General features: G+C 69.4%; 17 protein-coding genes and 1 tRNA gene. 5 read left to right on the forward strand and 13 right to left on the reverse strand.

Annotation, left to right across the window (positions count from 1 at the left end):
• Positions 1–572: 572 nt before the first annotated feature.
• From mnmG to ElP_RS25175, 3 genes are all read left to right on the forward strand, one after another.
• Positions 573–2,510 carry a tRNA uridine-5-carboxymethylaminomethyl(34) synthesis enzyme MnmG gene (mnmG, locus tag ElP_RS25165; protein WP_145274692.1) on the forward strand — a complete coding sequence of 646 codons (1,938 nt, stop codon included), beginning with the start codon at positions 573–575 and terminating at the stop codon, positions 2,508–2,510.
• A 371-nt stretch (positions 2,511–2,881) separates the two neighbouring features.
• Positions 2,882–3,463 carry a response regulator gene (locus ElP_RS25170; protein WP_145274694.1) on the forward strand — a complete coding sequence of 194 codons (582 nt, stop codon included), beginning with the start codon at positions 2,882–2,884 and terminating at the stop codon, positions 3,461–3,463.
• Between the two features lie 157 nt (positions 3,464–3,620).
• Positions 3,621–5,252, forward strand: a complete 1,632-nt coding sequence (locus ElP_RS25175; RefSeq protein WP_145274696.1) for an ATP-binding protein — start codon at positions 3,621–3,623, stop codon at positions 5,250–5,252.
• 20 nt (positions 5,253–5,272) lie between these two features.
• Here the strand turns inward: ElP_RS25175 and ElP_RS25180 are convergent, their stop codons facing one another.
• The 10 genes from ElP_RS25180 to ElP_RS25235 form a co-directional block, all read right to left on the reverse strand.
• A complete protein-coding gene (locus ElP_RS25180; protein WP_145274698.1) occupies positions 5,273–5,569 on the reverse strand; it encodes a hypothetical protein in 297 nt (98 codons plus the stop codon).
• A 340-nt stretch (positions 5,570–5,909) separates the two neighbouring features.
• Positions 5,910–6,914: an ROK family protein gene (locus tag ElP_RS25185; RefSeq protein WP_145274700.1), complete on the reverse strand. Its 1,005-nt coding sequence runs from the start codon at positions 6,912–6,914 to the stop codon at positions 5,910–5,912.
• 122 nt (positions 6,915–7,036) lie between these two features.
• A complete protein-coding gene (locus tag ElP_RS25190) occupies positions 7,037–10,327 on the reverse strand; it encodes a GAP1-M domain-containing protein (RefSeq protein WP_145274702.1) in 3,291 nt (1,096 codons plus the stop codon).
• A gap of 117 nt (positions 10,328–10,444) precedes the next feature.
• The gene (locus ElP_RS25195) at positions 10,445–12,946 is read right to left on the reverse strand and encodes an endonuclease MutS2 (RefSeq protein ID WP_231749255.1); all 2,502 of its coding nucleotides are present in this window, start codon (positions 12,944–12,946) and stop codon (positions 10,445–10,447) included.
• A gap of 146 nt (positions 12,947–13,092) precedes the next feature.
• Entirely contained in the window at positions 13,093–13,773 is a 681-nt protein-coding gene (locus ElP_RS25205; protein ID WP_197446357.1) for a HEAT repeat domain-containing protein, read from the reverse strand.
• Between the two features lie 803 nt (positions 13,774–14,576).
• Positions 14,577–14,936, reverse strand: a complete 360-nt coding sequence (locus tag ElP_RS38625) for a hypothetical protein (RefSeq protein WP_197446358.1) — start codon at positions 14,934–14,936, stop codon at positions 14,577–14,579.
• Between the two features lie 494 nt (positions 14,937–15,430).
• A complete protein-coding gene (locus ElP_RS25220) occupies positions 15,431–16,759 on the reverse strand; it encodes a nucleotide sugar dehydrogenase (RefSeq protein ID WP_145274709.1) in 1,329 nt (442 codons plus the stop codon).
• A gap of 46 nt (positions 16,760–16,805) precedes the next feature.
• Positions 16,806–17,441: a hypothetical protein gene (locus tag ElP_RS25225; protein ID WP_145274712.1), complete on the reverse strand. Its 636-nt coding sequence runs from the start codon at positions 17,439–17,441 to the stop codon at positions 16,806–16,808.
• Between the two features lie 46 nt (positions 17,442–17,487).
• Entirely contained in the window at positions 17,488–20,835 is a 3,348-nt protein-coding gene (locus tag ElP_RS25230; RefSeq protein ID WP_145274715.1) for a UTP--glucose-1-phosphate uridylyltransferase, read from the reverse strand.
• Between the two features lie 75 nt (positions 20,836–20,910).
• Positions 20,911–21,903 carry a UTP--glucose-1-phosphate uridylyltransferase gene (locus ElP_RS25235; protein WP_145274718.1) on the reverse strand — a complete coding sequence of 331 codons (993 nt, stop codon included), beginning with the start codon at positions 21,901–21,903 and terminating at the stop codon, positions 20,911–20,913.
• A gap of 157 nt (positions 21,904–22,060) precedes the next feature.
• Here ElP_RS25235 and ElP_RS25240 point away from each other — a divergent pair.
• Together ElP_RS25240 and deoC are read left to right on the forward strand one after the other, a co-directional pair.
• Positions 22,061–22,134, forward strand: a tRNA-Asp gene (locus ElP_RS25240).
• Positions 22,135–22,357: 223 nt separating this feature from the next.
• Positions 22,358–23,086 carry a deoxyribose-phosphate aldolase gene (gene deoC, locus ElP_RS25245; RefSeq protein ID WP_145274721.1) on the forward strand — a complete coding sequence of 243 codons (729 nt, stop codon included), beginning with the start codon at positions 22,358–22,360 and terminating at the stop codon, positions 23,084–23,086.
• Here the strand turns inward: deoC and ElP_RS25250 are convergent.
• From ElP_RS25250 to ElP_RS25260, 3 genes are all read right to left on the reverse strand, one after another.
• Positions 23,080–23,361 carry a hypothetical protein gene (locus ElP_RS25250; protein ID WP_145274724.1) on the reverse strand — a complete coding sequence of 94 codons (282 nt, stop codon included), beginning with the start codon at positions 23,359–23,361 and terminating at the stop codon, positions 23,080–23,082. The two genes, deoC and ElP_RS25250, sit on opposite strands and share 7 nt — an antisense overlap.
• Before the next feature lie 480 nt (positions 23,362–23,841).
• Positions 23,842–24,696, reverse strand: coding sequence for a DUF72 domain-containing protein (locus ElP_RS25255; protein WP_145274727.1), 855 nt, complete (start codon positions 24,694–24,696; stop codon positions 23,842–23,844).
• Positions 24,697–24,807: 111 nt separating this feature from the next.
• Positions 24,808–25,818, reverse strand: coding sequence for a CAP domain-containing protein (locus tag ElP_RS25260; RefSeq protein ID WP_145274730.1), 1,011 nt, complete (start codon positions 25,816–25,818; stop codon positions 24,808–24,810).
• Between the last annotated feature and the right edge of the window lie 290 nt (positions 25,819–26,108).

Genomic DNA, 26,108 nt, shown 5'->3' on the forward strand with positions numbered 1-26,108 from the left:
CCGGCTCCGACTCAGGTTGCGACCCGTCTCGGCGCCCGGCGGGGGAGTCGACCCGATCTGGGCGCGAACTCTCCCGAAACGAGCACGCACCGTTCTACGTAAAATATGGTATTCCAGGGACCTGCGCGATTTTCAAGGTGCACATCGGGGCGAACTGTCCGGTCCGAGGATGGTGCACCGGTTCGAGCACGACGCTCCTCGACTCGATGAGGGAGCCGCTCAACGCCTCGCGACGTACCCCGATGTCGACGGCCTTCAACCCCCAGCCCCTCGAACTGACCGGAGTGCAGTCTGAGGCGAAACAAAGCCAGTCCGTCGACGCAAATCTTTTTCATGAAATAACAAACGCCGGAGACCGCTGGGCCGACATGGCGCACCGGACGCGTACTTGAGGCGCACTGGTCCCGCCCAATCCCGCGGGGTCCGACGACCGGGAATGATCTCGACCAGAGGGTCGGCGTTTCGATCGCCGCCTCCCCCGACGATAGAATGGCCAGGGGACAAATCCCCAGGACGAACCGACCAACGTCATCATCTCACCCGCCCCCCCCCCGAGCCCGCCCTCGTCAACGATGTCCAACTTCGAGCGCCCCGATTCGTACCGGTTCGACGTCATCGTCATCGGCGCCGGCCATGCCGGGCTGGAGGCCGCCCTCGCATCGGCCCGGATGGGGAGGAGGACGGCGCTTCTGACCCTCAACGTCGACGGGGTCGGGCAGATGAGCTGCAACCCGGCCATCGGCGGGGTCGCCAAGGGGCAGATCGCCCGGGAGGTCGACGCTCTCGGGGGCGCGATGGGCCTTCTGACCGACGCCGCGGGCATCCAGTTCCGCCTGCTCAACCGGGGTAAGGGCCCGGCGATGCACAGCCCCCGGGCCCAGTGCGACAAGAAGGCGTACCAGATCCTCGCCAAGCTGACCGTCGAGCGCCAGCACCACCTCTCGCTCCGCCAGGAGACGGTGGAGGGGATCGTCGTCGAGGGCGGACGATGCGTCGGCGTCCGGGCCCGGGGCGGGGCGACCTACCGAGGCCGGGCGGTCGTTGTCACCACCGGCACCTTCCTCCGGGCCCTGATGCACACCGGGGAACAGCAGACCGCCGGCGGACGGGCCGGCGACGTCTCCGCCGAGGGGCTCTCCGGGGACCTCCGCGCCCTCGGATTCGAGCTGCAACGGTTCAAGACCGGCACGCCGCCCCGGATCAACGGCCGGACGATCGACTTCTCGGACCTCGAACCCCAGCCCGGCGACCCCGAACCCGTCCCCTTCTCATTCCTGACCGACCGGATCGACGCCCCGCAGCTCGACTGTCACCTCACCTACACCAATCCCGCCGTCCACGACCGGATCCGGGCCAACCTGCACCGGGCCCCGATGTACTCCGGCCAGATCCAGGGCACCGGGCCCCGCTACTGCCCGTCCATCGAGGACAAGGTCGTCCGGTTCGCCGATCGCGAGCAGCACCAGATCTTCCTGGAGCCCGAGGGGCGTCAGACCCTCGAATACTACTGCAACGGCATCTCGACCAGCCTCCCCCGGGACGTCCAGGAGGAGGTCATCCCACTGATCCCCGGGCTGGAGCGGGCCGAGATCCTCCGGTTCGGCTACGCCGTCGAGTACGACTTCGCCCCGCCGACCCAGCTCGATCCCACGCTCCAGACCAAGCGCGTCCCCGGCCTCTTCTTCGCCGGCCAGATCAACGGCACGACCGGATACGAGGAGGCGGCCGCGCAGGGGATCGTCGCCGGAGTCAACGCCGCACTCGCCAGCACCGGGGACGAGCCGGTCGTCATCGACCGGACGACCGCCTACATAGGGGTCCTCATCGACGACCTCGTGACCAAGGGCGTCGACGAGCCCTACCGGATGTTCACCAGCCGGGCCGAATACCGCCTCCTGCTCCGTCACGACAACGCCGACCTCCGCCTCACCGAGCTCGGCCGCCGCCTCGGCCTGGTCGACGACGATCGCTGGGCCCGGTTCTCCCGACGCCGGGGCCGCATCGCCGAGCTGGACACCGTGCTGAAGTCCGTCCGGGTCGACGGCCAGTCCCTGGGGCAGATGCTCCGACGCCCCGAGGTCTCCTGGGAGGACCTCAAGCGGCTGCAGCCCTCGCTCGCAGGGTTCGATGACGACGGGACCGGCGCGGTCGGTCAGGCCATCCTCGAGGCGAAATACGGCGGCTACATCGCCCGACAGGCGGCGGAGATTGAGAAGTTCCGACGGCTCGAGGACAAGCCGATCCCCCCGGATTTCGATTACGAGGCGATCCCCCAACTCCGAGCCGAGGCCCGAGAGAAGCTGCGACGAGTCCGCCCCCGCTCGATCGGGCAGGCCGGTCGGATCAGCGGCATGAACCCCGCCGACCTCTCCACGCTCCTCGTCTCCCTGAAGCGCCGGCACCCGTCGGGCCGCGGGCCCGACGCCCGCCCCCCCACCGTCCCGGATGGCCCCATCCCGTCCGCCGACCCGTTGCCCCCGACCGATGACGAGGGCGTCCCCCTCCCATAGCGCCCTGATCGCAGGGCCGACGGTAGGTCATCGATTCATCCCGACCGCGTTGTCTTCTCTGGGTTGACAGGAAAGGGACCTAACCTAATAATTGGCGATGTCGGTAATTTCGGCAAAATCGCGAGTTTTTGACGGGCACTTGGGGAAGGTCGGCATTATACTGCGGGTCCGATCGCCCAGACGGCTTCGAGGCCGATTGCGGGGATCGGGCAATGGAGGGGCTCGGCGTCGTTACAGCGGGCGGGTCCGATTTCAGGGAGGAATCGAGGGCGCCCGGCGAGGGGATCGGACCGGATCGGACGGGGTGTCCGGCGGGTCCGGTCGAGCCGGAGCAAGGCCCGGGGGCTCGTGTCAAGGGGGCGTACCCGACGATGAAGACCGTCTTTACGACCGGTGAGGCCGCCAAGATCTGCAAGGTGAGTCAGCAGACGATCATCCGCTGCTTCGACTCCGGTCAGCTCAAGGGCTTCCGCGTCCCGGGCTCCCGATTCCGCCGCATCCCTCGCGATGCCCTCTATCGCTTCATGCGGGAGAACAACATCCCCACCGACGCGCTGGAGAGCGGCCGACGCAAGATCCTCGTCGTCGACGACGAGCCGGAGGTCGTCCAGATCATCAAGGACGCCCTGCTCGCCGACGGCCGGTTCGAGGTGAAGGACGTCGACAACGGCTTCGGCGCCGGCATGATGGCCAAGGAGTACCACCCCGACTTGATGGTCCTGGACATCATGCTGCCGGACATCAACGGCAAGGCCGTCTGCGAGTTGGTCCGCCGCGACCCGTCGATGTCGGATATCAAGATCTTCTGCATCTCGGGGATGATCGAGGAGGACAAGATCGACGACCTGAAGGAATCCGGCGCCGACGACTTCATGTCCAAGCCGCTGGACGTCGACGAGCTGATCCGCCGGATCTGCAAGCACCTCGACCTGGAGATGCCGGCCACGCCCTGACCCGGTCGGGTCCTACCCCACTTTTCAGGCCCGTCCGGCCCGGCCTCGGCTTGACCGGACGGGCCGATTGTCCTAATGTCTCCCCGCCGCCGCGCCCCGCGGCGACGGGTCGCCGGGCCGAGCCGAGGCCCGGCCCATCGGGAAGGAGCCCGATCGGGTGCGAGGGCCTCGACCGACCACCGGAACCGGCGCCGACGGCCCGATCCGGGACCGACTCGACCGCCTCGGCGGGCTACCGCTTCGGCCGTCGACCGTCCGTTCCCTGCTCCGGGACGGGCCCGGGGCCGCCGCCGGGCTGGATCTCCTCGACCCCGGCTGGGCGGTCCTCGTGTCCGCCCGAGGCCCTGACCTCGCGCCGGAGTTGCTCGCCGAACTCCCCTTCTGGTCTCCCTGCGACGTCGGCGCCGCCGAGGCCCGGGATCGGCTCTGGCGATTCTCGGTGGCGACGGCCCTGGCCGCCCGACGACTGGCCGAACTGGAGGGCGACCCGGATCCCGACGCCTCCGGCCGTTCGGGTCTGCTCCACCCGATCGCCCTGTGGGCCCTGGCCGCCGTCGCCCCCAACGGGCTCTCGGCGTGGCTGGAGGCCGACGACCAGGCCCGCCGACGCCTGGAGTCGTCATGGTTCGGCCGGGATCCGGCAGACTTCGGGCACTCGATGGCCCGGCGATGGGGGTGCGATCCCGACGTCCTCGACGCGACCCTGTTCGCCGGCCGATCCAACCCGGTCCCACCCGGACTGGTGACTGATCCGGCGGGGCTCGACCGACTCAGGGCCGCTCGGCGACAGGCCATGCGGACGCCCTGGGCCCTGCCCGGACCTCGTCCCGAGATAGGGCTCGACGAAGTCGATCGTCGGGGGCTGCTGGCGAAGGTCCAGTCGCTCAGCGCCGGAGGTCTGACCGGCGGCGGATCCCCGGCGGACGAGGCCGAACTGCTCCGCGACGCGTCCCGGCTGTTCGCCCGAAACCGGCAGTTTGAACGCGAGTTGGGGGAACTCGACCGCCGGCTCTCGGCGGCGATCGGGGCCCTCGACCGGCCCCCGACCGACCCGCCATTCCAGGACCCGGGGGCCGTCCTCGATGCGATGGCCGAGTTCGCCGCCGGGGCGGCCCACGAGCTGAACAACCCGCTGGCGATCGTCGCCGGTCGGGCCCAGTTGCTCCAGGCCCGGCTGGAGGACCCTGAACATCGGCTCGCCCTCCAGACGATCATCGGCCAGGCCCGTCGAGCCCACCAGATCCTCCGGGACCTGATTTACATCGCCCGGCCGCCCTCCCCTCGCCGGATGCCGTGCGTGCCGGATCGCGTCTTACGAGACGCCGTCGAAGACCTCCAGGACGAGGCCCGTTCCAGGGAGATCCAGCTTTCCTCCCGACTCTCCCGTTCCTCGACCGCCGTCTCGACGGACCCCGAGGCCCTCCGCCACCTGGCCGACGCCCTGCTCCGCAACGCCCTGGAGGCGACCGATCCGGGCGGGGAGGTTGTCCTGGAATCGATCGATGATCCCCGGTCGATCGTCTGGGAAGTCCGGGATAATGGCATCGGTCTGGACGAAGACCGCGCCGCCCACCTGCTGGACCCTTTCTACTGCGGCAGGCAGGCCGGGCGGGGGCTCGGCCTCGGCCTGCCCCGTGTCGCCCGGTTCGTGAGTGCGGTCGGCGGCCGGATCCGCTGGGAGTCGGCGGACGGGCCCGGGACGGTCGTCCGGGTCGAGCTGCCGATCGGAGTCGTGGACGAACCCGCCACGATCGATCTGAATCGACCCGGCGTCAGGGACGCGAGCTGAACGGGCGACGGGTCGGCCGATCAGGCGATGGCGGTGTTCCAGACCATCTGATCGGCGATCTCGTGGCAGTCGATGCAGAGATAGGTCACGTTCAGCGGCTCGTCGTAGCTCCAGTGGTGCCGTTGGAGCCGCTGACGGCGGTGACACCAGGTACAGACCTTCGGGCGACAGATCAACCCCAACTGCTCGGCCAGCGCGGCGGCGTATCGGGCCGATCGCGTCCGGATCCGGCGAGGCTTGCCGGGATGATTGCAAATGTCGAGGTGACGACGGAGCCGGAGGAACTTGGCGCGATGCCTGTTCGGGCCTCGTTTCATCGTCGCTTTCCCGCGAAGGAACCAGGGGGCCAGCCAGGACGGCGACTGCGGTTCCCACTCCTTCGGCGGCGCTCCGCCCGGAGATTCTCCTCAACCGACTCTCCGATCGTGTTGTCATCGGAATCATACCGCAAGACCGGGGCCGGGGCCAATCAGACCGATCGAATCGCCTGAGTGATCCGGACCTGGACGCTCGGAGGCGGCCCGATGTCGATCGTTTGCTGATGTTTGTCCCTGAACGGCCGCCGGTGCCCGAGCCGGGGTCGCCTCAGGCTCTGCTCCGGGCTTCCCCGCCGGACCAGGCAGTCATGAGACGACTCCGGACAGGTCCGTTGACGGCTCAGGTCCGTTGCGGTTCCCCGGTCCCGACGAACCGCTCACGGGCGATCAGGGCGGCGCCGAGCAGGCCGGAATCGTCCCCCAGCTCGGCCTGTTCGATGCGGACCAGGCGATCCGGATCGGCCATCGCCTGGGCTCGCGCGGCGTTCCGGACCAGGTCGACGAATGGGCCGCCGAGGGCCTCGGTGACCCCCCCGCCGACGATGATGATCTCCGGCCCGAGCACGTTCATGAGCCCTCCCAACGCCAGCCCCAGGAACCGGGCGGCGCGGTCGACCTCGTGCACGGCGACCGGATCTCCCGACCGATAGGCGCCGGAGAGTTCCTTGCTCTTGAGCCGGGAGGTCTTGCTCTTGACCACGTCTCGGAGCGGGGTCGAGGCCCCCTTCTTGATCGCCTTATAGACCCGTCGGGTGATCGCCGTCCGGCTGGCGACCGCCTCCAGGCACCCCTTCCGGCCGCAGCCGCATTTCGGGCCGTCGGCCTTGACGATCAGGTGACCGATCTCTCCGGCGTTGCCGGTCACTCCCGTGACGATCCGGCCGTCCCGAATCAGGCAACCGCCGATCCCGGTGCCGACGAACGCGGCGAGCACGTCGCGATACCCCCGGCCGGCGCCGAGCTTGAACTCGCCGTAGCCGCCGACCCTCACGTCGTTCTGCACGGCGACCGGCGTGCCGAAGGCTTCCTCGAGCGTTCCCTTGAGGGGGAAGTCGGTGACGTTGAGATTGGGGCTCGACCGGATCACCCCGGCATCCACGTCGAGCGGGCCGGGAGAGCCGATCCCGATCGCCGACAGGCGCTCCGGCCCGATCCCGGCGACCTGCAACGCGTCCCGGCCCGCCGAGACGAGCGCCTCTCGGAGCGCCTCCGGCCCTTCACGGGCGGGGGTCGACTCCTTGGCCCGGCCCACGATCCGGTGCTGATCGTCGACCACGCCGGCCAGGATTTTCGTGCCCCCTAGGTCGATCCCCAGGACAAGGGACCCTTCGGCTGGCGTGGTCATCGTCCGCGCTCCGTGATGGGTGTTGGGCTCGGTGGCCGTCGTCGCGACCGAGCAAGGTCGTCTCGTCCTCGGATGCGCGGGAACTCGGCAATCCGCGTTCCCGTCGCGAGGGGGTCCCCCGCTCAATCATCGAGTTGCAAGGCCATCTGATGCGACAGGTCCCGGGCCAACTGGAGCCGATCCCGGGGGATGACAATCCCCGACCCGGCGATCGCCTCGAGGTGGGAGAGGAGCCGGGGGCTCGAACGGAGGCCGATCCGCTTCACGGCCCATCGGGCCGTCGCCTCGACCTCGTACGAACCCGGGCCCGGATGATCCAGCGCGAGGATGAGCCATGCGAGGAAATCATACCGATCGTGTCGTACCAGCGACGAGATCGGGGGGGAGATTCCGGGGGCCTCCGATTTCCTCCATAGTGCCAGCTCGGTCCATCGGGCCTCCGAAGTCTTCCCGCCCCAGTGGAACTCCGTGAGGGCCCGGATGCAGGACCATCGATCGGCTTCCGGACCGGGGAGACTGGCCTCGGGGCCAGACGCGGAGGAGGCGAAGTCCACTCGACCCTCCCCGAGTTCCGGGAGCAAATCCGGATCATCCCGGACGGTCGCTGAGGGCCGACCGGGCCCCCGCACGCACAACCAGGCCTCGATGGGGTTCAGGCACCGGGGAGAGGGGAGCGGGGCCATCGGGATGATCCCGGGGAAGGCGACCCGAAGGTCGACGGTGCCGTCCCCCCGGGATTCCCCGAGCCACCAGCGGAGACCGCCTACCGTCCTCAGGTCGCCGGCGAATTCGGGGACGACGGCGGCGAGCCTCGGGCCGTCGCAGGAGTTGAGCAGCACCTCAAAGAACCGGGCGGAGTGCGTCCCCTTGTCCAACGATCGGTCCCAGCCTCGGGCCACATCGCCCGCGAGGCGAGCATGCTGCGAACGCAGGTCGCGTCCCACGTCGCGATCGAGGGCCCGATAGGCCCGCTCGTCCCGCAGCAAGCCCGATCGCAGGTCCCAGGCCGCCTGGGGGTCGGCCGACCGCCGGCTGGTCTCGGACACGACCGCAGAGGCGAGCCCGTCCTCCGGCCAGGACCGGTCGCCCGATCGATCGACCCCCAGCCAGGAGACCACGAGACCGAGGCATTCGATCCAGAGTTCCGGGTCGGGGAGGAATTGGAGCAAGAGCCCGGTGATCGGCCCTGCCATCTCGTCCAGGCCGTCCGCCCCGGCGTCGAACGCCCCCGGCCACCGCTCCGCGCAGCGGACGAAGATCGGCTTGCTCTCGTCGAACTGGCCGCAAGCCAGGTGGTCGATCAATCGCCCCAACACCGGGGCCCGATCCCCGGCCGGGAGTCGGTCGAGCAAGGCGTCTCCGGGCATCGACGGCCGGCCTTCGAGCAGCAGACCGATGGCATCGGCGTCGTCGAGCAGGGCAATAGCCTGGCCGGTAAGCCCGGTCTCGTCTCGGACCGTGGCGAGCCATCGTCGGAGGACCTCGCCCCGGGCCCCGATGCGGGTCGCCAGGTCGTAAGGAGAGGCGACCACCCGGAGGTAGTGCTCGATCCACCGAGTCGAGGTCGGCCGGTCGGCTTCGCGGATCCGGAGCAACAGATCCTCCACCGTCCAGGAATAGGCCTCCGGGGAGGAACCGGGAGCGGAGGAAACCTCCAGGCAGACCCGGGCCAGTTGGGGCATGAGATCCTTCGGCGTTCGGTCCCGGAGGGCATCCCACTCGACCCGGTCGAACTCGTGGGCGAGGAGGCGACGGATCGCGGGGGAGAGCCAGTCCTCCCCGTCCCGTGAGGCTCTGCGCAAGGCCCAGCGCTCGAAGACAGCCCGGGACTCGGGATCGCCCCGCTCCAGGAGCCGGGCAAGCGGGATCGATTCCCGATCCTCCCCGGCCGCCTCCGCGATCAGGTCGAGCACGGTCGGGAGGCTTTCTCGGGATTGCCCGGTCACCAGACCGAGGACCTCCACGAGTGCATCCTCCTTTCCCTCCACACGCAAGAGATCGACGGCCACTCGCGCCTTCAACGGGAGCAGGACCCCGAGATCGATCGCGTCTCGACGCTCCAACCATTGGAGGGCCGACCGGCCCGCCTCGGCCGGGACGGATCGGATCAGGCCGTCCAGGAACCGGGCGAGTGCGTCCGCGGGGGCGATCCTCCGGAGTGCCGCGTTGAGCATCTGCTCACGCTGGGGGGATTGATATCGGATCCAGAAGCGGGCGGCGAGCCGCCCCCAGTCGGCCGAATCCCGGACGCCCTCCTCATCCCAGGTCTCGGGGGCAAGGACCATCGACCAGAACGCCTCGTGCGATGCCTTTTCCCTCGGGATCTCTCCGACCTGAGGATCCCACCAGCGCGGGCCCCGGGCCCGGGCGAGCTCCCCCGCGAGGCCCGCCGCGGAGGCCCAGGCGGCCTGTCGGGCGAGCCGGGACCAGTCCAGGTCCGGGGCCAGTCCGGAATCGGGTTGCCTGACGGCTTCCTCCATTCCGATCAACCCGTCGAGCCAGGAGTCGGACCAGAGGATCGAAGGATCCTCCGGTCGTCGGGCCGATCGGGCCCGGGCGTCGGTCCGGACCCACGCCTCGGCGTCCCGGGGCGAACGCCGGATGAACCAGGAAGCGAGGATCGAGGCCCAGGCAGGCGGGGTCGTCTCGGGCTCGAACCGACCGGCGCTCAGATCGACGATTGGGCCGAGGCCGGCGAGGAGGGCGCGATTGAGCATCGGAGACGGGACCGTCCCGTGGATGCGGAACCCGCTCAACTCCTCGGGACGGTCGTGATACGTCGAGAACGTCAACTCGGCCCGGAGCACCTCGGGGAACGCGAATGTCGCCGCGGCGACGCGGGGGCCGAGCCGATCCGACCGGTCGATCAGGAAGAGGGTCCGGCCGGATCGGACAGCCTCGGCCACGGCGGCGAGGAGACGGGCAAGCGTCTCGGGGTCGAGATCGAACGTCGGCGAGACGTGCTCGAAGTCCGGGGGGGCGGACAGGTCATCCCGGCCGACCGTCAGCGGTTCCGGCCGTCGGCCCCGGCTCGGCTCCGGGTCGGAGCGTCTCCAGAAGGGGCGAGCGAAGAGCCCGGCAGGCCATCCGGCGAGGGCGGCTAAGTCCTCGGGGTCGAGCCGGAGCCCGTGCGCGAAATGGCCGCCGGGGCGTCCCCACTGGCCGCGCTCGGTCTCATATTCCCGACCCCTGGGTTCGAGCCAGGCGACCTCGGCCGTCGCCCCGAGTCGGCGGTATCGGAGCGTCCCCGGGGCCAGTACCTTGCCGTTCGACCCCGGCAGGAAGGGGCGGAGGGCCAGGTGGCGAACGTCCCCCGAGGCGGGGTATCCGGCCCCGATCCGCTTGATCTGGAACCCGTTGCTCGCCCCGAGGCCGTAGCCCATCGGGCATTGCGTGTAATAGATTTGCTCCATCCCGGCCCGAGCTCTCCGGCGGTCGACGGGGGTCGTTCGTCCCATCATAGCCGATGGAGACGCCTCGGGGTTGGGGCCCGGCCGGGCCGACCGGCCCGAAGGGTGGAGGGCGCCCCCCTATCGGGATCGCCCGCCCTGCTGGGCCGCAGAGAGCCCCCGGTGGGGGGTGGGGGCCTCGGGGGTCTTCAGGACCTGAGGGATCAGCTCGTCGATCGTCACGTCCCAGTTCATCTGGCCGATCGCGACGACCGCCTTGTTCTTCTTAGGGTCGATCCGGACCACCCGGCCCGGCCGGTCGTAGCCGAGCCGGGGCACGACGACGCGATCGCCGGGCTGGAGCCGGGCCCGGGAATCGGCGAGCCGGGCGTCCCGCTCGGCCTGGGACTGGAGGTCGGCGAGCTTCTGCGCGAGGGCGGCCCGGGTGCGCTCCGCCTCGGCCTGCTGGGCCATGGCCTCCTGTCGGGCCTGCTCGGCCTCGGATCGCATCCGCTGGACGGCTTCCCACTCGGGGGTGTCTTCCCCGGACTGTCGGCGACGGTCGAGGTACCAGGAGGCGCGGTCGACCAGGTGGGGGGGCATCGAGAGGCGTCGGGCGATCTGGAGCGCGTTCGAGGCGCCGATGTCGCCGATATGGACGCGGTAGCGGGGCTGGAGCGTCTCCACGTCGAACTCGACGGCGGCGTTCTCGGCCCGGGGGTTCGAGAAGGCATAGGTCTTCAGGTCGCCGATGTGGGTGGTGACGATCGCCCGGCATCCGGTGTTGTCCAGCTCGTCGAGGATCGCCCGGCCGAGCGCGGCCCCCTCGGCCGGATCCGTGCCCGCACCGACCTCGTCCATCAAGACCAGCGACCGATCCGTCGCCTTGCGGAGGATCTCGGTGATCCGCCGGATGTGCGAGGAGAAGGTCGAGAGGGACTGCTCGAGGCTTTGCTCGTCGCCGATGTCGGCCAGCACGTCGTCCAGGACCGTCACCTGCGACCCCTGCTTCGCCGGGATGTGCATCCCGCACTGGGCCATGACCGCCAGCAAGCCGACGGTCTTCAAGGCCACCGTCTTGCCCCCCGTGTTCGGCCCGGTGATGACGAGTAGGTTGAACTGGAGCCCCAGGTGCAAGTCGATCGGCACGACCTCGCGGGTCGGGATGTCCGGCCTCGATCGGGATGGTTCGGCCTCCGACCCCGGCGTCCGAGTCGAGGCCGCCGGGCCCGACCCGCCCGCCTCGCCCCGCTCGCGTCGCCGTTGCTCGACCGGTCGTCCCGAGAGGCCCCCCTTCAGCTCCTGCTCGCTCTCGAACGGCTCGGGCTCAGGGAGGCGTCGGAAGGTGACGGTCGGTCCGGCACTCGGCGTCTCGTCCGACCCCGCCTCGCCGAGGTCGGCCGGGCGGCCGACCGGGGGCTGGAACAGGTCCCGGTCGAACCGGAATTCGGGGGGAGCGACCCAGGGGACACGGCTGCCGACCGGCAATTCGTGGAAGCCTCGAACCGGGCCGGTCGACTCCGGGGGCCTGGCGATCGTACCCACCGGGGGTTGGTGGAAGCCGACGGCGAAGCCTCCCGACCCGGTGTCCGACTCGCCGTTGCCCGGGCCGTCCGCCCCGCCCTCGCCGTCTGCCGGATCTGCGTCGCTCGCCTGCCTCGCTTCGGCCTCGGCCTCGGCCCGGAGGCGTTTGGTCTCTTCGCGGAACAGGTGCTCGAGGATCGGGTGTCGGGCACCCCGGAGGAGGATGCGCCCCTCGGTATTCAGGTCGGGCGGGGTCATCCGGTAGTCGAGGCTGAATCGGCCCCGGCAGAGGACGAGGTCCAGCCCGGCCATCACGTCGAGGGTGGTGCCGAGCGGCTCGGCCACCTGGCCGACCTGGGCGCTGAGCCATCGGAGGATCCGGCGGACCTCCTTCGTCTCTTTCGACCTGAGGTATGAGAGCTGCGCGGATTGCTCGGCCACCGCCTGGGGCTCGATGTAGACCGTCTCGTTGCTGGCACTGGTCCGGTGGACCGACCCCTTCAGCTCACCCCGATGGTCCCGGGCGACGGGGAGGACGTAGTGCTGGCCGACGACGGTGAAATTCGGGTATCGGAGGATCCGGCGGATCTCGGGGGACCGGAGCATCCGTCGGAGCGTCTCCTGGATCCGCTCCTCCGCGACCCCGATCTCGCGGCGGATCTCCGAGAGGCGTCGGCTGGCGGTGTCGAGGACGATCCCCCTCGCATCCAGGCAGCCGTCGATCGCATTGGCCACGCCGGAGAACTCGCCGACCTCCTGCTTCAGTGCGCCGAGCCTGGGGAACGAGTCGCCGATCCGGGACAGCCAACGGTCGACGTCGGCGATGATCCGCAAGGTCGAGGCGATGTCGGCCAGCTCCTCGGCGTCGAGCGTGGCGCCGATGGCGGCCCGACGGACGGCGCCCCGCACGTCGATCAGCCCGGCGAGGGGCGGGGAGAGCCCGGCGGCCAGCGCGTCGGTCATCTCGGTCGTCAACGCCTGGCGATGGCGGATCTCCCCCGGGTCGGTGCTCGGCTCGATGGCGAGCGCGGCCTCCCGGCCCAGCGGCGAGGCCGCGTAGGAGGCGACCAGCGATCGGACGCGGCCGAATTGGAGCAACTCCAGCGTATGCGTATCCATGACACCTCGACGACACGGCCCCCTCGGGCCGGGTTCGGGACGATCCGGCTCGTGCAACGGGTCAGCAGCGGTGCAATCCCCGAGCCGATTGTCTCACGAAGCCGGAAGGGTCCGCCAGTCGAGTCGTCGGGCGATCAGGCGTCCGATTACATCGGGGGAGCGGCCTCGCCGAGCCGAGACCGTGCGAGCTGGTCCCACTGGTCGACCTCGAAGCCGAGGTCCTCGCCGGTGACCTCCTTCAGGGCCTGGTAGCTGGCCGCCCGGATGGCGGGATCGGGATTGCACATCCCCTCGACCAGCGAGAGGCCGATCCGGGGGTCGACCTGCTCCAGCGTCCCCATCGCCTCGATCGCGGCGACCCGACAGTCCCGGCTGACGTCGGTCGCCATGACCCGGGCGAGGATCGTCCCATCCTCGGCCGTGCCGATCCGGCCGAGGGAGCGGCAGGCCTGCGCGCGGACGATGGGGTCATCCGCCAGCGCCGCCTTGCGGAGTGCGGTGAGGGCCTCGGGTCGGTCGAGGGCGCCGAGGGTCCGGCAGATGGCCGCCTGGGTCGCGACCGACTCCTGGCCCCCTTCCAGCGCGGCGACCAGTTCGCGGACGGCCTCGGTCTTCTGCGACTCGTCGTCGTAGCAACTCGGGTCGGCGAGCTTGGTGAAGGCGGCGTATCGGACGTTGGGATCTTCGCTCTCCCGGACGTGCCTCAGGAAGCTCGACGCGGTGGTGCCGATGAAACCGACCCCTCCGCAGCCGGTGGAGAACGCAGCGAGGCAGAGGACGATCGGCAGGAGGGCCGATCCGGTCAGTCGGGGACTGCGGCCATCCATTGCGGGGCCCCCACCGCCCATCGGCGGATCGAGTCGAGGGAAGTCCGGGACGATCGACGCCACCCTCCGGGGGCGAGGCATCGCCGGCCGGGGATGATTGTCGCCGGAGGCCGAAGGGTCAAGGCCAGCTCGAAGAGGCCCCGGACGTCAGGTCGGTGGCCCTGTCCCGCCTCCCCCTCTTTCTCGCCGGCTCGGAGCCGATCGACTCGGTCGTCCGGGAGCTCTTCGGGGGACCGGGGGCATCGGGCAAACCATCGCTTGACGCTCGATGCTCGACACGCACGGCAGCTTCGGCTGCGTGACGACCACTTCCGTCCTGTTCTTCGAGGACCCCGGTTGGATGGGAGATTCACCAATCCTCGGAGCCAGCCTCTGCCTCGACAACGAGGCGGGCTCCTCCGACACGACCTGCTGGGACGAGGCCATCTTGCTGAACCGACCCAGTCTTCGGATCGTCGAAGCACGTCTGGCAGACGCTCCCCGAAGGACGTCGCCTTTGAAGCCTGCGAGCAGATTGCCCGACCGAACCGGTCCCGAGGCTCCAGGACGATCGGGGGCGTCTCAAAGCCGATCTGAGAGCTTGTTACGGCGGCAAGGACGGCCGATTCGGCGACGCCTCGCTCCGGGCCGGAGCGGAGATGGCCGTCCACAACGGCCCAATGGCCCGGCTCGTGAACGTGCCGAGCGTAACTTCCGAAGCCCTGTCGGGGTGGCCGACCGGCGTTCGAACCGAGAAGATTCCGACGATCCCGCCGGTCGAGCGGCGACCGGCGGGATCGAGTTCCGGATTCCTCGAGCCAGGCTTAGCCCTTCGAGGCGAGGTGCTTCTTACCCGCGGCGGTGGTCATGAAGGGGACGACGCCCGTCTCCTTGTTCTTGGCCCCGGCCTTGACGAGCTTCAGTTCGCGGAGCTTCTCGATCGATCGCAGCTCGGTCTTCTGGGAGGGGGTGTAGCCGCCCTCCCCGGCCGACTCGATCTGATTGAGAATCTTCTCCTGGGCCTCGCTGAGCTTCAGCGGCTTCTTGGCGGGCGCCTTGGCCGCCGGCTTGGTCTTGGCGGCCGACTCGGCCGCGGGGGCCTTGGTCGCCTTGACCGTCGGGGCCTTGCGGGCGGTGGTCTTCTTCGCGGTCGGCTTCTTGGTCGCAGTCTTCTTCGCCGCCATCGTCTCTCACCCTCAGTGGAAAGGAACCGTATGGGCCGGAACCGGTCCACCGGCCATGCTGCTGAGTTTCTTAGCGAAATATATCACGCCTGGGAAGACGGCGAACTGGCGAGGACGACGCTTTTCCCGCGGGATCCGGGCCCCGAGACACCAAACAACGGCATGTCATGCTCGATCGCAAAAATGATCATGAAATCGAGATTAAAAATTCACCACAATGGCAATCTCCAATCAGCGTCGCGGATTCCCCGGATTTTCCGCGGCGAACCGAGATCAACACCGACACCAGGCCCCGGGAATCCACCGCCAATCCCGTCCAGCGTCGCCAGCGTCACCCGGGATCGAACGTCCCGGAAAAAAAATCGCGGCCCGGGTGCGATTTTCCGTCGGCACCCGCCCGACGGGGTGCAAGGCCGACCCTGACGGCCCATCAAGACGTGCGGCGTTTCGCGGACGAGCGAGGCCCGGCGACCCGTCGTCACGTGCCGACCCCCTCACGCGAGGACGACCTTCTCCCGACCCTCGACGACCGCTCGAGTCGCGTTCCTCGTGTCCACGACGAGCCGCGCGTGGCGGACGACGAAGGCCCAGTCATAGGACGAGTGGTCGGTGCAGATCAGGACGCAATCCTGCGACGCCAGCACCTCGGCCGACAGCGAGACGCTCTGCAGGCGGATCGAATGGTGCCGCATCGGCGGCAGGGAGGGGATGTGCGGGTCGTGATAGGAGACCACGGCACCGCCCTCCCGGAGGCGTTCGAGCAATTCGAAGGCAGGGCTCTCCCTCGGGTCGTCGACGTCCTTCTTGTAGGCGGCGCCGAGCACGAGCACCCGGCTCCCCTTCAGCGGCTTGCGATCGTCATTGAGGGCTGAGACGACCTTGCCGATCACGAAGGACGGCATGCCCGTGTTAATCTCCCCGGCCAACTCGATGAAGCGGGTCGACTGGCCGAACTTGCGGGCGACCCAGGACAGATAGAACGGGTCGATCGGGATGCAATGCCCACCCAGACCCGGGCCGGGATAGAACGCCTGGAAGCCGAACGGCTTGGTCTTCGCCGCCTCGATCACCTCCCAGACGTCGATCCCCATGCGGTCGTAGAGCACTTTCAACTCGTTGACCAGCGCGATGTTCACCGACCGGTACGTGTTCTCCAGGATCTTGCACGCCTCGGCCACCTCGCAGGACGAGACGGGGACGACGCTCGGCACGACGGCCCCGTACAGTACCCCGGCGATCGCGGCGGCCGTCGGGTCCATCCCGCCGACGACCTTGGGGATCAATCCCGCCGAGTGGCCCGGGTTCCCCGGATCCTCCCGCTCGGGGCTGTAGGCGAGGAAGAAGTCGACCCCGGAGACCAACCCACCGGCCTCGAGTACGGGACGGAGCACGTCCCTCGTCGTCCCGGGGTAGGTCGTGCTCTCCAGGACGACGAGGTGCCCACGCCGGAGCGACCGGCTGATCGCCCGGCCGGTATTGACGACGGGCGAGAGGTCCGGCTCCCGGTGCTGTCCGAGCGGCGTGGGGACGCAAATCAGGATCGCGTCGGCCTCGTCGAGTCGCGAGAAATCGGCGGTCGCCTCGAAACGGCCGGTCGCCCGCATCGCCTCGACCCGGGAGGAGTCGACGTGGCGGATGTAGCTCTCGCCCCGGTTGAGCCGATCGACCTTCTCCCGGTCGATGTCGACGCCGAGCACCCGGAAGCCGGCGACCGAGAACAGCTCGACCAGGGGCAGGCCGACATACCCGAGGCCGATGACGGCCACGGTCGCCTCCCGGGCCGTGATCCGATGAGTCCAGGTTCCGAGTTCTGTCGTCGTCATTGAGAACCCATCCCTCCCCGATTATCACCCAGCTAGGTCGGCCCGGTCACCCGGAGGCGATGAGCATCGACGCCGAAGCCCGGGGATCGCACCTCCCTGAGTCCTCGTCGATCACGGTCGCCTCGCCTCGACGATCGACACGAATACCGAGGCCGCAGCAGTCGCACGAGAACGTCGAGGCGGCCGATCGCCCGGCGAACTCGTCATCGGTTGAGATCGGGGAGAGGGCCCGGTGCCCACAGGCCGGGCATCGGCCGGGGAAGGCCCTGGACCAGAGGCCTCGGATCACCACCCGCAACGCGATCAGCCCGCCGGAGAGGGTGATCACGAAGGCGATCAGGCTGACCGGCGGAGCCATCCCCTGGGAGACGGACACGGCAATGTCCCAGAGTGAGACCGCGACGAGCGTCAGGCACGCGAGGAACGCCGCCGAGGCGGAGACCGAGAGCAACGCGGCGACCGCCCGCTCGCGGGCCCTCCTCCGTCGGAGGATCAGTTGCGCGGTCGTCGCCAGCACCAGCGGGACGAAAATCGCCTCCCCGAGGAGGAAAGGAAGGAGCCCGTAATGCCGGACCGCCCCCGTCCTCAATGCGGGGGCGATGCAAGCCAGGCCGACCGCGGCGAAGATCGGCACGGTCAGCAGCTGGGCGAGCGTCACTCGGGGAGCGTTCGGCTGCGACATGGGCGTTCCCCGGGGCCGATTGATCGGGCGTCGGGCGTGCGGACGCTCAGCCGCCGTCGAATGCGCAGAGGGAGCGCACGTGCTCCATGCTGCCGTCATTGGCCCAGCCGTCGAGCTGCGAGGGGTCCTTGAGCTGCTGCCCCCGGAGGCGATCCACGGCGAGGAAGCTACACGACAGGTCCGGTAAGGCCGTCAGATCGCCCCAGAGTTTCTCGAACTGGGCGACCGGCAGGACGTCCTCCTGGGCGTGGCCCCAGCGTCGCTTGACGTCCTTGATCGTCACGTAGGTCGGCACCCGGGCTGCCATCGCACGGATCGCAGACGCGACCCGTTCGGGGTCGCCCTTCAGGTCGGATCGGCTTAGGCCGAACGCCCGGAGGAGCCCGTCGATGTGGACCCAGGTCGTCAGCGAGTTGTAGTAGCGGAGCCGGAACTCGACGTCTTCCCTCGGCTGCGCCAGGCCTTCCAGCAACCGGAGCCGTCCGTTGACCCGGGCCAGTCCGCCTCCCCGGTCGTCGATCCGGCGGGGGATGACCTCGAATGCGATCGTCGAGCCGGAGGCCCGGACCTTGGCGAAGACGCCGGGGTCGAGGTCGGCTCCGAGCGTGTCAATGTTGTGCACGAGCAGCCAGGAGAGGCGAGGGTTCCGGTCGAGGAGCGTCGCCAACGTCCCGTTGCGCAGCAGGTTGGGCACCTCGTAGAAGTGCCCCGGCGGATTGAACCGCTGCAGCGGGACGTTGTCGACGTAGTCGGAGCCCTCTCCCTTCGACCTCGCCCAGCCGAGCACGGCGCGCCGAGCGGCCTCCCGGACCTTCTGCTTGTTCTCGTCAAGCGTCTCGTGCGACTGCTCCTCCCAGAGGAACGTCAGGTCCCGCGCCATGGGGATCAGCCGCTGGGCGATCGACTGCCCCCGGGAGAGGAGCACGGGTCCGTCGTGGCCGTAGTTGGAGGTCCGCTGGAGGTGGCGTTCGACGGCCTCATGCGTCAAATAGCTCGTCGTGACGACGTGGGGGATCGTCACGCCGAAGTCCTTCATGGCCCGACGGGTCTTGGCCAGGTGGATCTCAAGGAAGCTGCGGTGCCTGCCGTCGAGCATCACGAACGGATTGACCGCCTTGACCACCCCCGCGCCGGTCGTCCATCGGCTGCCGACACCGCCGGCGAGGCTGACGACGGCCACCTCGCCGAGGTCCACGCCGAAGTCATAAGGGGCACGCACCCGGGGGGCGAACCGGGCGTCGATCAGCTCGTCGTCGCGGACGTCCTGGATGTCGGTGTCGACCGGGAGGCGGTTGCGGGCCAGGCCGATCCGGCCGCGTTGGAGGTCCTCCCGGAGCTGCTCGTGCTGGACGGGGTCGAAGCCGTTCTCCAGGCGGATCTGCCTCGCCTCGGAATCCCATCCGGCGGAGGTCGGGTCGCCGGCCGACCGGGAGACGGGGAACAGGGTATTAATGGTGGCCCGGAAAAGCCGGAGCAGCTCCCCGGTGTCCCCGCCCCGGGAAGCGAAGTGGTCGATGTCGACCCGTCGCTGGGGGTGGACGTCGGCATGCCCCTGCACGACCATCCTGGGGATCTGGAGGGAGTAATACCGGGGGGGCATCATCGCCGAGTCACCCTCGAACAACTCGGCGGCGGTCCCGTGCGGATTGATGGCGAAGTCGTAGACGACCGGTTCCATCGCGAACGGCAAGGCGTCATCGAGGCGGGCCTTGACCGCCCGGAGGATCTCCAGCGCCTCGGACCGGAACGCCTCTCGGCGGTGCGGCGCGACGAAGAACGCCATCCCGCCGCCGGACATCCCGCCGAGCATCAGGAAGCCCCAGAAGTCCTCCCCGAGCGCCTGCTTCGCCTCGGCGATGATCGACTCGGTGAAGCGATTCGTCACCCAGGGGATGATCCGCTTGAGCGGGCCATCCCAGTTCTGCGTGGTCAGGCGGCCGAGGGCGCGGACGTCGGCGGAACGGACGGCCTCGACGATCTGCTCGAAGACCCGCAGCGCCTCCTGCCGGGCCTCCCACTCCTCCCGGCCCCGGAGCAGGTATTTCTCCGTCACCATGTTCAGGATCGGCCCGACGTTCTGGGCCATCCCGCCGTGGACGAGCACCAGGCTCCTGGCCAGTTCGTCGTGGAACGGAGTCGACGCCCCCTCCCCGTCGAGCGGCGTATGCCTGGGGAGCAGGCGACCCCGGCTCACGCCCTGCTCCGGGTCGCCCATGCCGGCGGGCACCCCCTCGATCAGCTTGACGCCCGGGAAGATCCCGCCCGAGTCCTGCCAGCCTCCCCCCGAGCCGCCGAGCCACTCGCCGAGGATCGCCCGGGCGACCACCACCGGCGCCTCCTCCGGGTCGAGCCGGCCGACGAGGTTCCTCGCCTGACCGGTCGCCCTCATCAGCAGCGAGATCAACGAGGCCAGCAGGTTCGTCGAGACGGCCAGGCGAGACCCCTTCGGGATGTCGTTGACCTTGCTCACCACCTCCAGGCCATGCCCCGGCCGGACGACCCGATCGAGCACCTGGCGGAGGGTCGTCGAGGACCCCTCGAGCGACGGCGGCACCAGGCCCGACGCGATCACCCCCGCCTTGACCAGGCCGAGGTAGTCGTTGCCGAAGTTGAAGAGTTCCTCCAGCGAATCGACGTCCTTCGCGTCACCGAGGTCGAGGCTGGAGAGCCGCAGGACCGGCTCGGCGATGACCCGGCAGTACGTCTCGATCGGCGGCCGGGGGCGGTCGTCCCGGCCGAAGACTCCGAGGTCGACGGAGATGTTCAGGACCCGGGCACCCTCGGGGTAGTCCATGCCGAGGAAGAAGATGTCGGACCAGCCGCTGTGCGAGAGATCCAGCCGCACCGGGGTCCGCTCGACCAGCACCGGGAACAGCCCTTCGTCCCCGCCCCGGTCGACGAGGCGGGAGTCCAGCCTCAGCGGGTGCTCGTCGGCCGAGCCGACCCGGAACATCCAGCGGTTCCCCCGGCAATTGCGGACCGACCGGCGCACCTGATCGGCGAGCGTCTGGAGCGCGATCTCCTCGTACGCCCTGGCCAGGGCGCTGGCGATCGTGCCGTTGGGGCCTTCGGTCGCCGCCGAGGCACGGAACGAGCCGATCGCCTGCTCGAAGCGACGCTGCATCAGGTCCTCGACGCCGTCGACCGGGATGGGGCCCGTCACGGGGAGGTCCGGAGCGTCCTGCAACGCGTAGCGGTGCAGCGCGTGGAGGAAGAGGGAGGCGCGGACCCGCTCATAGAGGTTGGTCGACCGCTTCCGGAACGCCTCCAGCACCTCGCAGTGTTCCAGGATCTCGGCCGTCGATCGGCCTTCGACCAGCGACCAGAGCGATCGGTCCCGGCAGGCCGGGTCGGTCGACGTGATCGTCTCCAACAGGGGGTTCGGGTCAGCCATCGCGTGGTCCGGTCGGTCGGGAGGGGTTGGAGCGGGCGTCGAGCGAGGGGGGGCGGTGTCCGGGGCGTCCCACGATCATCGGGGAGGGTCGCCCTCCCCCTCGCCGGGGCCGGTCACCGAGGTCCCCTGCTGGAATCGGGCGACCGACTCGATGAGCATCGCCAGCATCCGGTCCCGGTCCTTGCCCCCGAGCGCCAGGGCGACCTGGGCCTCGACGTAGCCGAACTTCACCCCCAGGTTGTGCCGGCTGCCGACCGCCTCCAGCGCCAGGTATTTCTCCCGAGCCGCCAGGGCGTTCAGCGCGGGGGTCAGGGGGAGCTGCCCGGCCTCTCGATCGTCCCGCCGGAGTTGCTCGTCGAGCAATTCGAAGATCGAGGGCGTCAGCAGGTGCATCCCGAAGAAACAGAGGTAGTACCCGGCTCGCAGGCCGGGCGTCTGGAGCCGGAGTTCGGCCAGGGTCGGGTTCGGCTTTTCGATGATCTCGTCGATCTGGTACGCGTCGGGCCGGTCGTGCAGGCGGCGGCCGGTGAGGGTGCCGTACTGGTGGATCAGGTGCTCCCTGGTCGCCTGGACGGCCGAGATGGCGCAGCCCTCGGCCGTCGCCAGGTCGATCAGCTGCCGGGCGCATCGCCGAGGTTCCCTGGAGATGTAGAGGTGGTCCCCCAGCAGCAGCAGGAACGGGTGATGGCCGACGAACTCCCGGGCGCACCAGACGGCGTGGCCGTAGCCCTCGGGCTCCCGCTGCTCGACGAATCGGAGCCGGGACTCCAGTTCGGCCACCCGCCTCGCCTGCTCCTCGGCCCAGGAGACGCCCCGGTAGGACGACCGGAGGTGGTCGGCGATCCCCCGGAACTGCTGCCGGTAGCGCGACTCGTCCCCGGGCGCGGAGACGATGCAAAGCTCCTCGATGCCGCTGTCGATCGCCTCCTCCGCGATGATCTGCAGCAGCGGCTTGGTCAGGCCGTCCCGGTCGACCAGCGGCAGCATCGCCTTCTGCACCGTGTCGGAGGCCGGGTACTGCCGGGCGCCCCGCCCCGCCGCCGTGATGACCGCCTTACTGACCTGCACCTCTGACCTCCCCGACCGCACCCCGGGGCCCTGCGCCCCCATCCTCGAAATTCGAGCCCATTCGAGCCGCCCAAGATACCCCCGGGCCCGCTCGCAGGACAAGGGACCGGACGCTTGACGAGGCCCCGACCCCGAGATACTATTGGCCTACCCGAGAGGGGATGTAGCTCAATTGGTTAGAGCACCGGCCTGTCACGCCGGAGGTTGCGGGTTCGAGCCCCGTCATCCTCGCTTTCTTCCCAGCCCCGATTCCCCGGGGCTGTTTTCGTTTCGGGTCCACTTCAGGCCTGCGTCGCCCCGTCTCAACGCCGTCTCCAGGTGCCCGGCCTGGAATCGCGACCGATTCGTCGAGATCCGTTATCGTATCGGACGGATCCGCGACCGGACGCCCACGGCCCCGGCGTACTCGCAGCCCCGATCGATCGATTGTCCGCCCTGCATCGAGGAGCGACCGATGGACTACGGCTACGGCGACATCGCCAAGATGATCGACCACTCGCTGCTCAACCCCACGCTCTCGACCGACGACCTCGAGTCGGGGATCCGCCTGGCCCGGGCGTACGAGGTGGCCAGCGTTTGCATCATGCCGTATGCCCTGCCCAGGTGCGCCGAGCTGCTCTCCGGCAGCACGGTCCGGCCGAGCACGACCATCGGCTTCCCCCACGGCGGCCACGCCACCGCTATCAAGCGGCTCGAGGCCGAGCGGGCCGTGGCCGACGGCTGTCAGGAACTGGACATGGTGGTCAACATCTCCAAGGTGATCAGCGGCGACTGGGCCTACGTCCAGGACGACATCCGGGCGGTCATCGAGGTCGCCCACGAGGCCCGCCGCAAGGTGAAGGTGATCTTCGAGAACTGCTACCTCGAGGACGACCACAAGATCCGCCTCTGCGAGATCTGCGGGGAGCTGGACGCCGATTGGGTCAAGACCTCCACCGGGTACGGCACCGGGGGGGCCACGATGGAAGACCTCCGCCTGATGCGGCGGCATGCCCCGGCGGGCGTCCAGGTGAAGGCGGCGGGCGGCATCAGGGATCTGGACGCGCTGCTGCTGGCCCGGGAGATCGGCGTCAGCCGGGTCGGCGCGAGTCGCACGAAGGAGATGCTGGACGAGTGCCGCCGCCGGCTCGGCCTGGAGCCGATCGCCGTCGACGCACCGGAGGGCCCCCTCGGCGCCTACTGAGCCGCCGAGCCGGATCGGGGATCGCCCGGTGCCGGCTCGAGGCTCGCGACGTCAGTCGGCGATGCGCAGGCCGATCGGAGCACCAGCGTCCATGCCGCCTCGGGATGCTCCGCCTCGCATCGGATCCGCTGGGCATCACGTTCGGCGGCTGCGACGTGCCGCGAGCCCCCGGCGACGGTCGCCTGCCGGGTCGTCCACCCCCGGCGATGGAGGTAGACCCGGATCGCGAACGCCGGAGGCAGGCCGACGAGGTCGGGGTCCAGCGATCCGATCATCCGCGTCGTGTTGATCCCGAAATGAGGCGCCATGTCGCCAAGAGGGGTTCCCCCCTCCCTCCCCGATCCCTCCCCCGGCGTCCGCCGGGATCGGAGGGCCAATCGGCCTACGTTGCCGGCGCGGCCTTGCACCGGGAGGTTTCCGGACGGACCGAACGGTCCGGATCGGACGATCGAGAGATGGGTGACCGCACCCGGATCGGGCGAGCCGCTTCCATTATGATCCCGGGACCGCCTTCGCGATCCAAGAATCCGAAAAAAAATGGCAGGCCTGGCCGATCAATCGGTCGGACCCAATTCGATCGCCATGGGCTCGAGACCCGGGAGCCCCGAGTTCGCTCCACCACGATCTTCCGCAGCGTTCCCCTCGGAGAGATCGATCGGTACTTGGAGAAATAGGAGAACGCGCGCGTCGGTCGGAGGGACGCGAATCCCCGACCGTTCCCCGGCAAGGGATGCGATCCCTGAGCCGGTGGGGGTTCAATCGAAGAGGGTCCGTTTGGGGCGATCGGGCGGGGTCGGGTCGGCGATGCCGAGCAGCCCTCGGAGGACTCGGGCGGTCTCGGGAGAGTAGCCCGCGTAGTGATTGTTCGCGAAGACGAAGACCGGAACCCGGCTCGCGAGCGAACGCAGGACCTCCGCCGTCTCGGCCAGTTCCCGGGAGCGGTCGACCACGATCCGGTCCCAAGTCGTCGTGATCCGCTCGATCCCCTGGCGGTCCCCCAGCAATCGGACGAACGAGAACGGCCCGGTGATCGGGTCGATCTGCTCGGCGACCTCCCGGGGGCTGGGCATCCAGGACTGCTCCGTCAGCGTCAGCGAGGCCCCATGGCCGGTCAGGACCGACGCCAGCTCCGGGCCGACCCAGCGCGGATTCCGCACCTCCACGGCGAGCGGGACCCGGCCGGTCGGCCATCGCCCGAGGAAAGCGTCCAGCACGTCGAGAAACTCCTCCAACGTGCCGAAGGCGGATCGGTTGAAATAGCCGAGTTGCAGTAGGGCGCAGCCGAGCTTCTTCCCCAGCGGCTCGATCGACGTCAGGAAGCCGTCGACCTCCTCCTGGCACCCCTTGAGTTGCTTGTCATGCGTGATGACCCGGGGGACCTTCAGCGCGAACAGGAACCCCTCCGGCGTCCGGTCCCGCCACGATCGAACCATCTGCCGGGTCGGGGGCCGATAGAAGGTGCTGTCGACCTCGACCACTGGGAAGTGGTCGGCATAGTGCTCCAGGAAGTCGCCCTGGTGCAGCCCGGGAGGATAGAAGGGGCCCACCCAGTCCGGATAGCTCCAGCCGCTGCAGCCGATGAGGATGGGGTGCTCGGTCGTGCTGTTCATGCTTCCATCCTAGGCGAGGCCCACCCGGTCGGGAATCCGGGAGGGGCCGATGGAAGCAAGAGGCGGGCCGTCCGGACTCGGAGAGGGCCCGCCCCCGGGATCGTCGCCCGATCAGGCGGGTCGTCCGAAGACCTGGATGTAATACGGCTGGCCGGACGCGTTGTACGCCAGCGAGACGCCGAGCTGGGTGTACTCGGAAGTCAGGATGTTACGACGATGCCCCTCGGAGTCGAGCCAGCCGTCGACCGCCTGGGATGGGGAGTAGTAGTTGAACGCGATATTCTCGCCGAGCATCGAGTAACGGTAGCCGGCCGCCCGGGCCCGGTCGGCGAGCGTCGGCGTCCCCGTCTCCGGGAGTTCGTGCGCGAGGCGGTCCAGCCGAGCCATATTCTCCGCGTGGATCTGCGCCGCCCGCTGGAGCCGGGCGTCGACCGACAGCGGGGCGAGCCCCTGGTCGGCCCGGGCCTGGTTGGTCAGGTCCACGATCACCTGCTCTTCCCGGGTGATCGCGACGGCCGGGGAGTCGGCGGTGGGCGGTTCTGGGGTGATCGGCGATTGCGTCGGCGCCGGATCGGCGGGCGATTCCGACGGCGAAACGACGGGAACGGCCTCCACAGGGGGAGGCTCGACGGGCGCCGGCGCGATCGGATCCGGGTCGGGGACGCCGTTGATCAGGTCCCGGCCGGGTCCGCCGTCGAGGCGGTCGAGGCCCGCCAGGCCCGCGATCGCGTCGTCGCCGAAGCCCCCGAGGATCACGTCGTCGGCGGAGCCGCCGATGAGGGTGTCGTCTCCGGCACCCCCGTCGAGCCAGGAGGGCTTCAACGGCCGCCCCCCGTCGTTGATCCGGACGAAGTCGTCGCCACCCCGGGCGTCGACCACGACCATCTGGAAGCGCATCCCGTTGAACCAGCGGGGAGTGCCGGACACGCGGACGATCGGGATCTCGGTCCGGCCGAGTCGGTACGGTCGGACCGTCACGTCGATGACGTCGGCCGACTCAGTGCCGGTCACGAAGAGCACGCCTTGGACGATCTGCGCCGTCGGCGTCGCGGAGAGCAGCGTGCGATCATCCAGCGATTCGCAACGCGGTCGGAACGAACGGCGTCGTTCGGGATGGGGCACGGGGAGGGACCCTGTCTGGATACGCGGTCGGTCGACCGCCGGACGTCCCACTCCCCGGGGGCCGGTCGGCCTGTGTCAAAAATGGCGACGTTCCGTGCGGGATCGATCAATCCGACCATGAGGAAGATGCGACCTCTCCGGCTCGCTGTCAACTCTTCGGCCGATCGGGCTGGCGACTTGAGCCGGATCCGAGTCGGCTTGACCGCCCGATCGGGCGGATTTACGATGGACAGATGTTGACGCAACCCCAGATCGGCCCGGCCGATCGGTCCCCGATGCCATCCGACCGA

This window comes from Tautonia plasticadhaerens (assembly GCF_007752535.1).
Taxonomy (GTDB): domain Bacteria; phylum Planctomycetota; class Planctomycetia; order Isosphaerales; family Isosphaeraceae; genus Tautonia; species Tautonia plasticadhaerens.